The organism is Paenibacillus sp. cl141a (assembly GCF_900109305.1).
Taxonomy (GTDB): domain Bacteria; phylum Bacillota; class Bacilli; order Paenibacillales; family Paenibacillaceae; genus Paenibacillus_AQ; species Paenibacillus_AQ lautus_A.
In genome coordinates this window covers 708,133-722,914 of sequence record NZ_FNZO01000002.1, presented here as the reverse complement: position 1 = coordinate 722,914, position 14,782 = coordinate 708,133, and the positions used below count along the sequence as shown (strand labels likewise).

Genomic DNA, 14,782 nt, shown 5'->3' with positions numbered 1-14,782 from the left:
TGATTCAGTCTCTCTATCTGCTTGTTTGAACGCCTAGCCTTTGATCGAACCGACATAAACGCCTTTCACGAAATACTTTTGCAGGAACGGATACACCAACAATATAGGCACCGTCGAAACCACGATCGCGCAGTATTTAACCAGCTCCCGGAACGCGGTCGAGCTCTGGGCGCTGTTAATGACGACACCGCCCGCGCTGCCGATCGTGGTGGCCGTTGAATCGTTGGCGACCAGGATTTCCTTCATTAACAGCTGTAACGGGAACAATTCCCTATCCTTCAGCAGGACCATCGCGTTAAACCAGGAGTTCCAATTGCCGACCAAATAGTACAGGAAGATTACGGCCAGCGTCGCCTTCGACAGCGGCAGGATCACCGTGATCAGGATGTTGGCCTGGCTTGCGCCGTCGATTAGTGCCGCTTCTTCCAGCTCTCTCGGAATCGATTGGAATCCGGTCCTTAGAATGATGATGTTCCATGTGCTTAAAGCGGTCGGCAGAATCATGGCCCACAAATTGTTGTACAAGCCGATGTCCTTCATTAACAGGAACCAGGGAATCAGCCCTCCGCCAAAGAACATCGTGATCGTAATCATGACCATGATGTAATTCTTGAAATACAAGTCCCGCCTGGACAGCACGTAAGCGCCCAATATCGTCATGACCATATTGACCAAGGTGCCCAGTCCAACGTAAATGATCGTATTCAGGTATCCCCTGAGCAGGCTGTTGTCCTTAAACACCAGCTTGTAACCGTCGAGCGTGAATCCCAGCGGTTTGAACAATACCCCTCGATGAGCCACCAAAGCGCCGGGATCGCTGACGGAAGCGAACAAGATATGCAATATGGGATAAAAGCACACCAACGTTAAAGCGGTTAACAGCGTATAGTTCGTAAAGTCGAATACGCGGTCCCCGATGCTTTTATGCTTCCTGCTTCGTTTCACCTTGAGTTGCTTGATTTCCTCCATAACCTTCCCTCTCTCTTACCATAAGCTGGATTCAGATCTGCGCTTCACGATGGTATTCGTCATCCATAACAGCCCGAAATTGACGATGGAGCTTACTAAGCCGACGGCAGTGGAATAACTCAGGCTCGCTTCCCTCAAGCCCCTTCGGTAAACATAGGAAGCGATGACATCCGCCGTATCGTAGATCAAAGGATTGTAGAGCAGGATAATTTTCTCGTAGCCGGAAGCCATCAATCCGCCGATCGCAAAGATAAACAGAATGATGATGACCGGGCTGATCTGAGGCAGTGTAATGTACCACATTTTTTTCACCCTGCCGACCCCGTCGATATCGGCTGCTTCATATAACGAAGGATCGATGGAGCTCATCGCAGCCAGGTAAATGATGCTGTCCCAGCCGATGCTCTGCCAGATTCCGGAAAAGGTATAAATCGGCCGGAACAAATTGGAGTATCCGAGAAGGGACGAATAGTCTTTTCCCGTTATGAAGGAAAGCAGCTGCGTAACAACTCCCTCATTGGACGTAAAGATGTGAATGATCCCGCACACGACCACCAGTGAAATAAAATGCGGCATGTACGTGATGGTTTGCACGGTCCGCTTGAACTTGGAAGAACGGACTTCATTCAGCAGCAAGGCCAGGATGATTGGTGCCGTAAATCCGAAGACGATTCCCCATACATTCAGCAGGAGCGTATTCTTGACGACTCTCCAAAAATAGGGTCCTGAGAAAAAATCGATGAAATGCTTAAAGCCCACCCAATCGCTGTCCGCGAAGCCCAGCAAAGGCTTGAAATCCTTGAATGCGATCATGACGCCCCACATCGGCCCGTAGCAGAAGATCAAGAACCACGCCACGACGGGAAGGGCCATCAGATAAACGAACCAGTTCTTTTTCAGGTCCTTTTGAATCAAGCGCTTGGTATTCTTGGGCTCCGAGGGTGTCCGGACATGGTCTATTCCCCTGTTTTTCCGTAAAATCTCCATGAATCAACCACCTGTTCTTATTATGAAAACTATCGTTGGTTATACCGATCCAAGGCTGCCTGATGGAGACTCAAGAATTCGTCCAGCCCCATGCTTTGCGCTTCCTTCAAAAATTTATCGTAAGCATCGACCGGCAATTCGCCCATGATGATCTTCGCGAAATATTCTCCGCGCAGCGTGGACAGCTGGTTCCCAAGCTCGGCTTCGCGCGAGGCTTCTTCTTTCGTAAACGTGATCGGCGGCATCGCCATGCTAGTGTCCATGTTCTCCGTCCAGTCCTGACGAATATCTCCGGAATAGCTGCCTTTCGCCGTGATCAACGGGTTGGCATTGTGCTCGTCGCGGATATTCGGCCAACTATGCCAGCGGTATTTCCAAAGCGTGACGTCTACCGGCTGACCGTCCGGATCATTGTACATATAACTATTTTCCGGATAATAAGGCATTCCTTGCTCATCCACCAAGTGCACGGTGCCGTACTCCCCGAAGTTGATCAGCTCCCAGCCTTTCTTGGAATAGTTGAAATCCAGCCATGCCATAGCGGCTTCGACATTTTTGCTCTGGGTCGTGATGGCTGCACTGGTTCCGGTTCTTTTGAAGTTTTTGTAGGTGGTCGCGGATTTGTCCCCTTCATTCAGAACAGGATTCAGTGCCCCCACGAAATCAATGTCGTTTTGCACTTTCCAGTAGCTCCACATCGTATCCGGGGAATCCATCATCACGGCCGTATCGTCGGAAATCGCGCTGGCCATCCGTTGATTGAAATCGGCGGTAGCCCAGTCCCGATTCAGCAGGCCTTCCTTGTTCCACTTCTGCATCGTTGCGAGATATTCCTTGGCTTTCGGCTGTGCCGGCCCCCAAGCAGCCTTGCCGTTCTCGTCCATGAAGGTCCAATCCCAGACGCCGTATGCGCCATTAATAATGCCGGTAAAAATTTGGCCGTACGTCGAGCCGTAATTCAGCGGCGCCTTATATCCGACTTCCTTGCTTTTTTGCAGGAACTCATACCATTCGTCTATCGTGTTCGGGACTGGAAGTCCGGTCTTGTCCAGCGCCTCCTGCTTGATCAGCATCCCGAACCAGGTCCATTCGGAATACGGCGCGATGCCGTAGAAGCCCAGCAGCCTGCCGTCGTCGGTCACGGTCGTTTTTCTTCTCGTTTCGTCCGAGTTGCGCCATGCCGTATAATTCGGAGCGTGCTTTTCCATCAGGTCGGTGAGATCAAGGTAAGCGCCATCGTTGACCCCTGCTTCGAAGCCTCCCGGATAACGGCCCGGGTCAATAATGATGTCCGGCAGCTCGCCGGAGGAGATCATCAAGGTAAAGGCATCGGCTTCCTGTCCGACCGGCGGCGTAATGAAGTTCACCTTGATGCCGGTGAGCTTCTCCACCTGCTTCTGAACCAAGTGATTATTCATATCCGGGATGTTGGAGTTGGCAGGCATCCAAACATCCAGCACCACATCGCCCTTAACCGGATATGCGGAATAATCGCTTGGAATAACTTCGTCAAATACATCTCCGAGGTATGTATCGTTCAGCGTGCCGTTGACCTCATCGATTTGCTCCTGCGTCGGTGCTTTATTTCCGCGTATATCGCCGCTGATATCCTCGAACGTCACCTCATTCTTCTCTACTTCTTCCTCTTGGGTTACGGTGTTGTCAGGCTTGTCGTTTGCCTTGCCGCTGCAAGCGGTTACCGTCGATATAATCAGGATGGATATGAATAACAAAGTGAAAAAACGCTTCATCGTTCCGTTCATGCTTAACCTCCCATGATATGAATAATTGCGAGCACCCCGCCGCTGCGCCATAGAGGATCCATATGCCGTCGTTATCCAGGGGGCGTCCGGTTTTAAGCTTTAATCTGTCTTTTTTAATCCTTCGAAGCTAGTGTCTCCTTGTGTCATGCATCTTCGTGTCTTTGAAAACCTTCGTCGCTTCGAATTGGCAAAATCCCGTTTCTGCTTCATCTGCTTCGCTTCATGGTTCAATGCTTCATGTCTTTTCAGGCTGATGCATGACAAGGGTCATTCGCGGTCTAAGCACCTCCGCCCTGACACAATCCTCTTCATCATGGCCATTGGATATGGATCCCCTTTCACATGTGAAATTGATGAGACTGGCAGCTGTTGCACATCCATTTAATACAATTATTCTGTATCTTTAACCGAAGTATAAGCATACACCGCTATATTGTCAACGCTTTCATACATAATTTTCGTAACTAAATTTGTATGTGATCCAAAAATACACTTTGATAATGAGAATAACGAGAATAATGAGATAAAAAAAATCCCTTTTGAATTAAGGAGTTTTCATGAAATTTCGTTTTTTTTTTATATATTTTTGCGGCTCTCGTCATACATGTGCATCTTTTCGTAACAAACCCCCATTTATTACAGATATATTGTAATAAATGGGGGTTTATATAGATCAATTCCTATGGTTATTCGCTTACAATCCGCATATATTATTCTCCGGACGGTTTGGCCAAGGCATCCGACTCGGCAGCCGGTACGCCGAAATCCGGAGTTCCATCCGGCTTCCAGCCGAATTTCTGGATGCGGGTCGACCGCAAGGCCGTCTCGACGCCAGGCGCGGGCAGCGCATGGTAAACGATCCAATCCTCCTTGCCATCCGGCGATTGCGTGAAGCTATTGTGACCGGTAGCGTACACTCCGTTTTCCACGCTTTTGCAAAATACGGGCTGCATCGATTTGGTCCAGGATTTCGGATTCATCGGATCCCCGTTTTCTTCCATCGTGAGCATGCCCAGCGAATAATCCTCCGACCAGGTGGTGCTGGCCGAGTACACCATAAAGATGCGACCGTTCCGGCGGAGAATGACGGGTCCCTCGTTAATCGCCATTCCGCCTTGTTTTTCCCAAGACAGGGTCGGAGCCGTAAGCAATACATGGTCCCCCGTCAATGTCCAAGGGTTCGACATGCGCATGATGTAGATCGCGGACCCGTAATCCGGGAAATGGCCATATCCGGCATACAGGAAATATAGCTGGTTGCCTAGGGTCATAACCGTGCCGTCCAAGCCGGGGACCGGAGTCGGCAGCGCGCCTTTCCATACCCATTGTCCTTCCATCGGATCAGCCTCGGCGTTCTCCAGCACGCATATTTGGCGGGACTCATCCCCTCCTCCGTCATTCGCCGTGAAATAGATGTACCATTTGTTGTCCAAACGATGAATTTCCGGTGCCCATAGGTTATGGCTGTACCTTCCCCCGGGTTCCGGAGCCCAGATCGTTTTCTTCCGTCCTTCCGCAAGGCCCGTTAAGGTTGCGGATCGCGTCAGCTCCAGATGATCGCGTTTCGTCGACATAAAGTAATAATAGCCGTCCGTATGCCTCCATACCCAAGGATCGGCTGCCTGCTCTACGATCGGATTGTTGAATGTTGGTCCATTCACCATCTTCGAATCCCCCTTATCCCTTGAAATTCCTGGTTTTTGATCAACACTACGGCAATTCAACCCTTGACTCCTTGAACTCCCTACACCTCCCGCAAAAAGTTAAACCCTATCTTACTGATGTCTTCCAGCCTTGTCTATACGCAATTTTACGAGGTCCAGTCGCGTCAGATTATGTAACATTGGAAAATTAGGGAAATATGAATGGGGGCATCTAAGTTTCTATAGCCATCTTGGAAACAGCCGTGGTATTTTCGATGGGTTTGATGGAAATTCGGGAGGTGCTGCACAATCAAAAAAGCTGACCCTAACGGATCAGCCTTATCTTTTTCTTGATATCGATCTCGCCAAACGAAACCCGAGATCCTCAATCCGAAACGTCGGGTGGCTGCGGCGGCGGCATGTCGCTCCGCAGCCTCTGGCTTCTTCGGCCCAGCTCCCTCCGCGGAATACTCTGTAGGAGCCGTATACATTCGGATCGTAAAGATCCCAGCACCACTCCCATACGTTTCCGAGCATATCGTAAAGCCCCCACGCATTCGGCCGCTTTTTGCCCACCTCATGCAGGACGCCTCCGGAGTTCCCTCCATGCCAAGCGATGTCGTCAAGCTCTCCGTAACGGTAGCCAAGACTCCCGGCTTTGCACGCGTATTGCCATTCCGCTTCCGTCGGAAGGCGGTAGCCGTCCGCCTCCTTGTGACAAACGACGGATTCACCGTCATCCGTTAACGAATAACATTCGTTCAGGCCTTCGCGCCGAGATAACATATTACAAAAGAGAATCGCTTCATGCCATGATATATTCACGACCGGGGACTCCATCAAATCATCGCATCCGGATGTCTTTGGCATGATTGAGAAATACAACGCCTTCGTTACAGGGACCGATGCAAGCTGAAATGCAGGCACTTCCACCGTCCACGAGGACTTTATACGGTCGTCCCTTAATTGAACTGCGCCTGCTGGAATGTTCACCATCGAAACCTCTTTTGGATCAAGCCCAGATACCGGCAACGATCTTCCTCCCGTATTCGCTACTTAGTTGCTCCATTGGCTTAAACGTTCGATCCCCTCTTGTTCACTGGGCAAGAAAAAGAAATCATGGCCCTTATTGCATTCGTAAATAAAATCTTGAAGGCTTTGGCTTGGATAAACCGAAAAGTCTCCAATGATCGCAATTTTCACCTGATAATTGATAAACTTCTGAAGAATGTCGCCTGCAAGCCGCGTCTTCAAATCGAAGAAAGACTCGCTTATCAACGATTGATCCATCACAATGCGGCGGCTGTCCGTTTCATATTGCACGGTGGCCATGAGATCCAGGGCCGACTGGACATCCTTAATCAATACCTCGCTGCCGCTTACGACAGCAATCGTTCCTCCATCGGTTTCAACCTTCGTGATATTCATCAAACTCCTCCTCTATTGATAAGTCTTCTTACATAATCCTCACATATGTACCGGTTATCCTCGTCCTTGTCGGGCGGAACCTTCGCTACTCTAAAGAAGCTCAGGCCAATCACCATCGCCATCAAGCCATATGCCGCACTATGGGAATCTTCAACCGACATCTGCCCCGTCCGGTTACCGTATTCCATAATCTTGGCGATGCCTTGGAGATCGCGCTCGTAACTCTTGGATGCAACTTCCTGCAAATGACGGTCCAGCATGGCTTTTGAAAAAAACTGCACAAAGAGCTTGCCTTGATCCTCATAGGGGATAAACATCTTATCGACTCCGTCTAGCTGCGAAACATTCAGCTTCTGATCCGTGTCCTCGCTGTACGGAGGGAGCATATGCTGCAGGACAACCTCCATCATTTCCTCGGCTGACATGGCAGGCTCAATGCCTGATTCGATCTTTAGCCCATAGTAGGCCAGGAACGACTTGAAGGCTTCGGTCGTCAAAAAATCCTTATTCTTGAAATAATAAGTGACCACTCCCTTGGAGCAGTTCGCATACTCGGCAACCTTATCCAGCGTCATCCCTTCGATTCCATGCAAGCTGATGCAGGTTAACGTGGCGTTAATGACGTCTGCCCTGCGCTTTTGTTCCATTCCCAATTTGGGCATCATTTCTCACCTGACATCTTGATTTTATTTATACTGAACAGTCGGAATAAAAAAAGTGTACACAATGTTGATTCATGCTGTCAATGAACATTTATTTGGCTGATAGCTGGCTGCATGGGGCAAATCCTGAGCTTCTCCTGCGATCTCTCGCCAGCTGCTGTATCAATTAAAGCAATAAGATTCTGGTTGAAGGATATTACGAACGAGGCGCACGCCCGCATCTTTTTAGAGTGGAGCATTTGTAGAGAACCTGTGTAGCTATTGTAGAGAATTTGTAGAGCATGCTTTGTTATTCTGATATCCGCTTGTCAAAATATGTTCTTCCATGTCAAGAAGGCCGCCTTGGGGCAGGTTCGCTTGAGATGCAAGTACATGTCGACACACAAATCAAAAAGAAGGAGGATGATCATTTTCATGAAAAAATCCGGAAAATTCGGATCCTTGTTTATGGTGATCTGTATGCTCGTTGCCACGTTTCAGCCTTTGACGGCACCAGCCTCTGCGGCGGCGGCACCCGAGGACAAATGGGTCACCTATAAACTTGATAATTTCAGCAATTCCAAGCAAGTCGATTTATTCTCGCTGAACGGCCAAGCCAAAGTGATGCAAGACAGTAAAGGACGCGATATCCTGCGTCTGACCGAGGCACAAGGAAACCAGTTCGGTACGGCTTTCAACAAAAAGCTGATCGCCGCGGGCAACAATTATTCCTTCAGCACTTTTTTCAAATTCCGCTTGAACGGAGACAATCGTACCAACTCTCCTGCCGACGGCATCACCTTTACCATTCAGGCCCAATCCAACAGTGCGGGGGAAGTCGGTGTGGGGATTGGTTACGGCGGGATCAAACCCAGCTTTGCGGTGAAGTATGATACATACCAGAACCCGAGTCCGGTTAACGATCCATCCGCTAACTACATCGGACTTGCAAAAAACGGTAGTGTGAACAATACCAATCCCGATTGGTATACAACGAACCTCAATGGCATTACGCTGTCTGGGGGAGAAGATCTATACTCCTGGATCGACTACGATGGACAGACCAAGGTTGTTAAGGTTTACCTGAGCAAGGATGCTGCACGTCCGACAACTCCCGTTCTGGAAACAGGCAACATCGACCTGGACGAAATCTTTGATGGATATCCCGGCGTTTATGCGGGATTCACCTCCGCCACCGGCGGCTCGATGGAAACCCATGATATTCTCGGATGGTATTTCACGAACGAATTCGAGCCGATCGATACGGCAAATCCAGACTATGCCTACAAACAAGCGCCAACTCAAGTTAAGCTCCAAGCCATTCCTACGGGTCAACCTGGCCAGTATCAATTGGTGGGAACAGCGCTCGATTACAACGGCGACCCTGTAGAGGGGGCACCGTTAACTTTCTCTTCGGAAAAAGGGGCTCCCGTTGTTGCCGATCATACGGCCAACCATCAAGGGCAGGCAACAACGATTTTAGACTTCGGTACCGATACACCATCGGGAACGGTCACAGTGGTCACGGTCGGGGGAGCCTACGCTACCGTACAGATTCCGGACGCCCCTTCCCTCAATCGGGGAACTACCCCGGATCAAGCCAACACGCTGACATGGAATACGGTGACGGGCGCGACCTACTACAATCTGTATAAAGACGGTGTTCTCCTCGACTCGAACATTACGACGCCGAACTACCTCGTCAGCGGTGTCACACCGGATCAGCCCGGTCAATTTACGGTGACGGCCGTCATCGTTACTGACGAAGGGATAACCGAATCGATCCCGTCCAATTCCGTACAACTCCCCGTGGATTTGGGGCTTACGCTGGACAAGGACGTTTACGATTTAAGGGCGGGTACGACGCATCAAACTGTGGTTTCTTCGGTATATTCCGACGGAACGAAGCATGATGTTACCCTGGATCCGGGGACCATCATTACGGTTAATGACCCTAAGGTAGCCATCATTGACGAGAACGGTCTCTTAACGGCGGTCGGAGCGGGCTCCACCGTAATTGATGCTGTATATAACGGCAAAACCGTGCAGTCCGTCATTAAAGTAAGCATTGATGCTCCAGCATTAAGGGCCGAACACGTGCATGCAACTGGGGCCGAGTTATTGTGGAACGCCGTCCCTGGCGCTCAAACGTACAATATCTATGATGCCAACGGACAGCTGATCGCCGACGGAGTGACAGGCACTAGCTATGTGTTGTCCGGCCTGAAGCCGGAAACGAAGCAAAGCTATGTCGTCAAAGCCGTCAGCAACGGCATTGAATCCCCTGCTTCGCCGCCCGTGGAAGTAACCACGCCGGCATCCGGCCTGCGCGATCTGTTGATCGATCCGGCAAGCGTCACGCTGCAGACCGGTGATCAGCACACGCCTAAGGTAACGGCTGTTTCCTTGGATGAAAGCATCCAGGATGTAACAGGCAAAGCCACATATACATCTTCCGATGATAATGTGGCCACGGTCGATGCCAATGGCGTCGTTACCGCCGTAGCACCAGGCACGGCCATCATCACGGCTACGCATGACGGAAAATCCGTCACGCAAACCGTCCATGTTCATGATCAGGCATTATCTTACAACCTGGATGTAACGGTGACCCCTGAAGGCGTATTGGCTGACGGGAAGTCTCCGGTCACGGTTACCGCTAAGGCAACTGATTCCAAGGGCAACCCGATTCCTGGTGTGCCCGTGGTCATCACATATGATTCCGGTAAAACCAAGACGGTGACCACCAATGAAGAAGGGATTGCCGTATGGACATACGAACCTGCGGTATTAACGGACACGACGCCGTTATACGACATCGTTGTGGCAGAGATACAGGATCCTGGCACAGGCACAACCGTTCAAGCAAGCAAGGGCGTACATTACTTCCCTGCCGCCATTGACGGCATCGTTGTGGATCAAATTACCGGCAAACCGGTAGCAGGCGCAAAAATTACCGTGGAATCCGATTTCAACAACGACGGAATCCCTGATTTTTCGGCTGAGGTAACGACCGGCGAGGACGGCTCATACCAGATTCCGGTTCCGCGCGGCAACTATACCTACGAGCTGAATATCGAAACTCCGGTTCAAATCGGAGGGCGTGATGTCACGTTGACGCAAACCAAAGAGGTTACAATCGGCACTGTACAACCTGGCCAAACGATCAAACCTTCGAACCTGCTGAGAGGTCAATTATTTGTTGCTTCCGCCAGCGGAGCATCCAACCCTGACACCATCGGGGATATCCTCGGCAGCGGAAAAGCCGTTGCACTGCTTCAAGGCTTGAACGGCAGCAGCTTTAAGCAGCCGCTCAACGTAGCCAATGACGGAACGTTCTCGCTGGATCAAGTCCCGCCGGGGAAATACCAAATATCCTACCAGCTTGAACTGGCGGATGGAACGGTATTGGCAGGTCCTGCTTCCATCTTGGACGTGGATATGACCCAAGACGGACAGACCGCGATCGTATACTCCCTGATAGATCCATACGGCATCATCACGGATGCATCGACAGGAAAAGTGATTAGCGGCGCGGACGTTCAATTGTATTGGGCTGACACTGCGCTGAACCGTCAGAAAGGACGGGTGCCGAACACACTCGTATCCTTGCCTGCACTGGCTGGGTTTGCGCCTAACCAAAATGCCAATCCGCAGATTTCCGACGCGGCTGGCGAATATGCATGGATGGTATATCCGGAAGGCGATTATTACATCGTCGCGAAACGAAGCGGCTATTACACTTATGACACTCGGGTTTCCAAACCGAATGCTCCAGCCGTTAACGGTTCCGACAGTTATATCCAAGACGGGATCATCCATGTGGGACAGAGCATTATCGCATTTGACTTTGCTATGCAGCCAGTGCCGTCCTCAAGTAATGGCGGGGATTCATCTGGATCAGGTTCTTCTCCATCAACGCCACCTTCAAGTCAGCAGGGCGATGTGACATTGAACCTGTCCACGGACAAGAAGCAAGTCCAAGAAGGCACGCAGTCGACCATTACCGTCGATTACGCTAACCGTACCAACGCGGCATTACGTGATGCATCGGTTCAAGTCACCCTTCCTGAAGGCGCCGAAGTCGTGAATGCTCACGGCGGAAAGGTTGATGGCAGAACCGTAACCTGGAATGTGGCTCATCTCCCTGCCGGAAGCACCGGCAGCTTCAAACTGGACATCAAGTGGGGACAGATTGCAGCCAAAGAGATTCAATATGAAATCATCGGACAGCTTACGGCAGGTAGCAGCAAAAAATCCAATAGCGTCCATGTTCAAGTATTCTCTGACCGGTTCGGCGATCTCCAGCATCAGCGTTATATTCTCGGGTTCCCTAACGGTAAATTCCAACCGTCCAATACCTTGACCCGGGCCGAGCTCGCTGCAATCGTTGCTCGTCTGTCGGAGAAAACCACAGGTCACGCGAACTCGAGCTTTAACGATATTCGAAAAGGACATTGGGCGACCGATTACATTCGAATCGCGGTATCCCAAGGATACTTCAACGGTTACGCAGACCATACGTTCCGTCCGGATGCACCAGTCACTCGCGGAGAACTGGCTGCGGTGCTGGCCCGTTTCCTGGATCTGGACACATCGGCTTCCGTGAATATCCATTTTACGGACATCGAAGGAAGCTGGGCTGCCGAATCCATTGAGGCATTATATCGCAACAATTTGCTATCCGGTTATCCTGGAAACACGTTCCGGCCTAACAACCGCATAACGCGTGTTGAAGCCGTCACGTTGATCAACAAAGCGTTATACCGTGGACCTTTGACGGGATTGGAGCCGCTCTTCCCTGATGTAGCAGAAACCCATTGGGGCTTCGGCGATGTTCAGGAAGCAACGGTTTCTCACCAGTCCACTCGTCATTCAGACGGCGTTGAGGTTTGGGTTTCCACGCTTAAGGATAACGTGAAGTAATACTCTCACTGAAATCCATGCCTATCATAGGCAGGATGCTGTCGATCATCAAAGCATCCAACCGCTCAACCCCCGGTCTTATTCCAGACCGGGGGTTTCCTTGTTCCAGATACATGTAGGCATGCATTCAGCTAACTTAAAAATAGCGACAGGGTTATCCAGGGGGATATTCCTTATCTTCCCTATGCTTAAATCCGACCCGTGCTATAATGGATTCACGATTTAAAGCATACGGAACAGGGGCGACTTTTTCATGCAATCTCCTAAAACGGTACTGATTATTGAAGATGAGCGGGATATCTCGCGCATTGTGAACGATTATTTGTGTGTCCAGGGATTCAGCACGTTCATCACGGAGAATGCGAGGGACGGATTGCAGGGAGTCCGTAACCGGCAGCCGGATTTTATCATTCTTGATTTGACGCTGCCTGACGCTGACGGAATTGAAGTATGCCGCGAGCTTCGTACATTGACTTCTGCGCCCATACTTATTTTAAGCGCTCGCAGCAGCGACACGGACAAAGTGCTTGCCTTGGGTTTCGGCGCCGATGATTATATGACCAAGCCCTTCTCGCTCAGTGAGCTGGTCGCCCGGGTTCAGGCGCATTTGCGCAGAATGGCCGACCCGAAACTCCAGGCAACAACACAACAGCTATTGCGATTCGGCACGTTATCGATTGATAAAGGCGCCCGCCAGGTCATGACCGGACAACGGGAAATTGCATTATCCGCGAAGGAATTCGACCTGCTCTATTTTCTCGCATCCAACCCGAACCAAGTGTTTACCAAAACACAGCTGCTGGATCAGGTGTGGGGGTACTCCGCTTATGTCGAGGATAATACGATCACGGTTTACATTCGGCGGCTCCGCGAGAAGCTGGAACGCAGCGGAATCAAATCCGCCTATATCACGACGGTTTGGGGTGTAGGTTATAAATTCGACCCCGATGAAACGGAGTAGACTTTTATGCACTGGAAACCATGGTATGCAAGAAGACTCTGGGTAGCATGCCTGTCTCTTTTTGTACTTTTGCTGTCCGTCGTTTGGCTCGCTTGGCCCTCGAAGCAGCCTGCTTCGTCCTCCATCGTCAACCACATTCGCTTGCTGACCAATACGATCGTCCATGACTTGGAGAACGAGTTTGCCGAATTGCTCCTTTCCGATGCCCCGATTCGAGAGAAATTAAACGGCTGGAGTCAAGAAACACGGATCGGCCTTAAGGTCGTGCTTCCTGACGGAACGATGATATATGACAGCGATGATTCATCGGTACGCCGTATTCATCCGCGCTTTGAACTGGACTATACGCTGCGTATGTCCGACGGCGACCCGCCCGATTACCACCTGGCATTTCCGCTGCTGGGTGCCGGAACCAACGCCTTCGCAGGCTATGCGCAGTTTTCCGTCCCTGCATCTGCAGCGACCGCGGCCATCCCTTCTTCCGGCTTGCTACTCGTTGTGCCATGGACCTTGCTTTCCTTGGCACTTTTGACGCTGCTTTATGTACTCTTCGCCACCGGACGCCGGGTGCAGCGGGATCTGGTTGAGCCTGTTGCCGGGCTCAAGCCCTATGCGGAAGCCATCCTGAAGGGCGATTACGAGCAGCGCGCCGAATGGACAAGCAATAACGAGGTCGGCGAACTCTATGCCGTATTTGATCTCATGCGTGAAGAAATTCGCAATTTACATATGCAGCAAACCTCGCACAGCCAGTCGCACAAGGAACTCATTTCCAATCTGTCCCATGATTTAAAAACCCCGCTGGCGACCATCAAAGCCTACATCGATGCGATTCGTGAAGGCATCTGCCCCGATCTGCCGAGTGTGATGGCTTACTTGGAGGTGGTGCATGCCAATACAAGCAAGATGGCTGTGCTTGTAGACGATTTGCTGCTGCACGCGCTGCGCGATCTGGACCAAATTGCGGTGCGGCCGCTGGAGCAGTACAGTTCTTCGACGATTGAACCTGTGTTGCGAACCATGGCGCACTACATACGTACGATGGGGGTGCGCTGCGTGGAGCCTTCTTCCATTCCGAACGTGCTTGTTATCATCGATGCTGTGCGTTTCGAGCAGGTCATCGCCAATCTCGTCACGAATGCCCTGAAGCATACCAAGCCCGGGGATACGATTACGCTCGCCGTTGAGGAGTTCGCCGAATCATCCAGTTTGCGGATCATAATTTCCGATACGGGCAGCGGTATTTCCCCGCAGGACATGCCGTTTATTTTTGAACGGTATTACCAAGGCAGTGTCCCGGACCGCAAGAAACTGGCCGAGCGGCACGGGGTTGGACTTGGTTTGTCGATTTGCAAATATATTATGGAAGCGCATGGCGGCACGATCACGTTTCACAGCAAGCAGCAGCAGGGAACGACCTTCTGCTTGACTCTGCCGCTAAGCTGACCCCTGTCATACTTTATT

Annotated in this window: 10 protein-coding genes; 3 read left to right on the top strand and 7 right to left on the bottom strand. The window is 50.9% G+C overall.

Annotated features, from left to right (window positions below):
* Positions 1-33 precede the first annotated feature (33 nt).
* From BMX45_RS08475 to BMX45_RS08445, 7 genes are all read right to left on the bottom strand, one after another.
* Positions 34-969: a carbohydrate ABC transporter permease gene (locus BMX45_RS08475; RefSeq protein WP_015736860.1), complete on the bottom strand. Its 936-nt coding sequence runs from the start codon at positions 967-969 to the stop codon at positions 34-36.
* Between the two features lie 15 nt (positions 970-984).
* Positions 985-1,956 (bottom strand): ABC transporter permease, encoded by a 972-nt coding sequence (locus BMX45_RS08470; RefSeq protein ID WP_090909282.1) that lies wholly within the window; start codon positions 1,954-1,956, stop codon positions 985-987.
* 29 nt (positions 1,957-1,985) lie between these two features.
* On the bottom strand, positions 1,986-3,719 hold the full coding sequence (locus tag BMX45_RS08465; protein WP_090909281.1) for an extracellular solute-binding protein: 1,734 nt from the start codon (positions 3,717-3,719) through the stop codon (positions 1,986-1,988).
* A 710-nt stretch (positions 3,720-4,429) separates the two neighbouring features.
* A complete protein-coding gene (locus tag BMX45_RS08460) occupies positions 4,430-5,383 on the bottom strand; it encodes a glycoside hydrolase family 43 protein (protein ID WP_090909280.1) in 954 nt (317 codons plus the stop codon).
* A gap of 318 nt (positions 5,384-5,701) precedes the next feature.
* On the bottom strand, positions 5,702-6,358 hold the full coding sequence (locus tag BMX45_RS08455; protein WP_175495076.1) for a formylglycine-generating enzyme family protein: 657 nt from the start codon (positions 6,356-6,358) through the stop codon (positions 5,702-5,704).
* A 60-nt stretch (positions 6,359-6,418) separates the two neighbouring features.
* Entirely contained in the window at positions 6,419-6,790 is a 372-nt protein-coding gene (locus BMX45_RS08450) for a DUF4180 domain-containing protein (protein WP_090909278.1), read from the bottom strand.
* Entirely contained in the window at positions 6,790-7,452 is a 663-nt protein-coding gene (locus BMX45_RS08445) for a TetR/AcrR family transcriptional regulator (protein WP_090909277.1), read from the bottom strand. Before BMX45_RS08445 ends, BMX45_RS08450 begins: the two co-directional genes overlap by 1 nt.
* Positions 7,453-7,866: 414 nt before the next feature.
* Here BMX45_RS08445 and BMX45_RS08440 point away from each other — a divergent pair, with 414 nt between their 5' ends.
* The 3 genes from BMX45_RS08440 (at position 7,867) to BMX45_RS08430 (ending at position 14,764) form a co-directional block, all read left to right on the top strand.
* Positions 7,867-12,357, top strand: a complete 4,491-nt coding sequence (locus tag BMX45_RS08440) for an S-layer homology domain-containing protein (protein ID WP_090909276.1) — start codon at positions 7,867-7,869, stop codon at positions 12,355-12,357.
* 253 nt (positions 12,358-12,610) lie between these two features.
* Entirely contained in the window at positions 12,611-13,318 is a 708-nt protein-coding gene (locus tag BMX45_RS08435) for a response regulator transcription factor (protein ID WP_090909275.1), read from the top strand.
* 6 nt (positions 13,319-13,324) lie between these two features.
* Positions 13,325-14,764: a HAMP domain-containing sensor histidine kinase gene (locus BMX45_RS08430; protein WP_090909274.1), complete on the top strand. Its 1,440-nt coding sequence runs from the start codon at positions 13,325-13,327 to the stop codon at positions 14,762-14,764.
* The last annotated feature ends 18 nt before the right edge of the window (positions 14,765-14,782 follow it).

Excerpts from the sequence above, each read along its gene's own strand:
- BMX45_RS08475 (WP_015736860.1), bottom strand. The coding sequence starts at position 969 with ATGGAGGAAATCAAGCAACTCAAGGTGAAACGAAGCAGGAAGCATAAA.
- BMX45_RS08470 (WP_090909282.1), bottom strand. The coding sequence starts at position 1,956 with ATGGAGATTTTACGGAAAAACAGGGGAATAGACCATGTCCGGACACCC.
- BMX45_RS08465 (WP_090909281.1), bottom strand. The coding sequence starts at position 3,719 with ATGAACGGAACGATGAAGCGTTTTTTCACTTTGTTATTCATATCCATC.
- BMX45_RS08460 (WP_090909280.1), bottom strand. The coding sequence starts at position 5,383 with ATGGTGAATGGACCAACATTCAACAATCCGATCGTAGAGCAGGCAGCC.
- BMX45_RS08455 (WP_175495076.1), bottom strand. The coding sequence starts at position 6,358 with ATGGTGAACATTCCAGCAGGCGCAGTTCAATTAAGGGACGACCGTATA.
- BMX45_RS08450 (WP_090909278.1), bottom strand. The coding sequence starts at position 6,790 with ATGAATATCACGAAGGTTGAAACCGATGGAGGAACGATTGCTGTCGTA.
- BMX45_RS08445 (WP_090909277.1), bottom strand. The coding sequence starts at position 7,452 with ATGCCCAAATTGGGAATGGAACAAAAGCGCAGGGCAGACGTCATTAAC.
- BMX45_RS08440 (WP_090909276.1), top strand. The coding sequence starts at position 7,867 with ATGAAAAAATCCGGAAAATTCGGATCCTTGTTTATGGTGATCTGTATG.
- BMX45_RS08435 (WP_090909275.1), top strand. The coding sequence starts at position 12,611 with ATGCAATCTCCTAAAACGGTACTGATTATTGAAGATGAGCGGGATATC.
- BMX45_RS08430 (WP_090909274.1), top strand. The coding sequence starts at position 13,325 with ATGCACTGGAAACCATGGTATGCAAGAAGACTCTGGGTAGCATGCCTG.